Annotated in this window: 2 pseudogenes; one reads left to right on the forward strand and one right to left on the reverse strand. The window is 73.5% G+C overall.

Annotated features, from left to right (window positions below):
- Positions 1 to 248: pseudogene (locus AWZ10_RS12780) on the reverse strand (phosphatase); the annotation flags it as partial.
- Positions 249 to 501: 253 nt separating this feature from the next.
- Here AWZ10_RS12780 and AWZ10_RS12785 point away from each other — a divergent pair.
- A pseudogene (locus AWZ10_RS12785) lies at positions 502 to 1,149 on the forward strand (VWA domain-containing protein); the annotation flags it as partial.

A 1,149-nucleotide genomic window follows, 5' to 3' on the forward strand; every position in this document is an offset into this window, starting at 1 on the left:
GTGGCCGCGGCGGCCGGCGGGGCCGTGCCGAGCGTGACGGCCGTACCGGCCGCGCCGGCCACGGAGACGACGGCGGCGGCTCTCATCACCGAGCGGCGGCTCAGCGCGCTCGCGATGACGTCACCCACGTACGCGTTGGTGCTGGTGTTCGGCACCTCGTGGAAGCAGGCGTCACCACAGCGGAACCGACAGGTCATGGCGGAACGGCCGCCGGGATGCGAGCCGATCATGGGCAGCAGCTTGCGCACAGCGCGCTCCTCGATGGTCCTATGTGCCTTTTCGATGTGAGTGCGACGCTAGGGGGGCGTGCGTTCGAGAACGGGGACGCAGGGTGAACGGGGGGTGAACCTGCGGCAGTTGCGGCGGTGTTGACAGCGCGCGGTGGCGGAGATAGTCCAAGCCCCCCGCCCCACCCCAAGATCGCCACGCCCGGCCGCTAACCTTACGTGTCCGTCCTGGCCAGGGATTGACGGGCTTCAACTCACCCGAAGGGTTGCGCACATGGGCATTCTCTCTCTCCTGCGGAATGCGTTCAGCCGCTCACGCAAGGGGCGCGACACGGTTCCTTCGCAGGGGGCGGAGCAGGTTTCCTCGCCGGAGGCCGCCGCCGCGGCGGCGGCCGAGGCTTCCCCGCAGGCTTCCCCGCGGGATGCCGGGCCGAAGGTTCCGGCCCCCTCCGCCGAGCCCGAGCCGACGACCGCGGTCGGGCCCGTGGCCTCCACGCCGCCCACCTCCGTCGCCGACGAACTCGTCTCCGCCGCCTTCGACAACGTGACGGTACCGAAGCCGCGGGACGGGGAGGCCGAGGCGAAGCCGCAGGTGGAGCCGCAGGTGGAGCCGGAGGCGACGGCCGCACCAACTGCTGAGGCCGAGCCGGTGACCGAGGCGGCGACGCCGGTGGCCAAGGCTGAACCGGAGACGCCGGTGGCCGAGCCCGAGCCCGCGGCGTCCGCCGAGGCCGAGGTGAGAGCCGCGGCCGACACGGAGCCTGCTGAGCCGGTGGCCGAGGCCGAGGCCGAACCCGCGACGTCGAAGAGCGAGGTCGCGGCTGAGGCTGTGGCGCCCGCCGCCGCCGAGCCGGTCGTGCCTGCCGAAGCCGAGCCCGAGCCCGAGGTCGCCGCCGAAGCCGAGCCCGAGCCGGTGGCTGCG

It is taken from the genome of Streptomyces europaeiscabiei, assembly GCF_001550375.1.
In the GTDB taxonomy this organism is placed as follows: Bacteria; Actinomycetota; Actinomycetes; order Streptomycetales; family Streptomycetaceae; genus Streptomyces; species Streptomyces europaeiscabiei.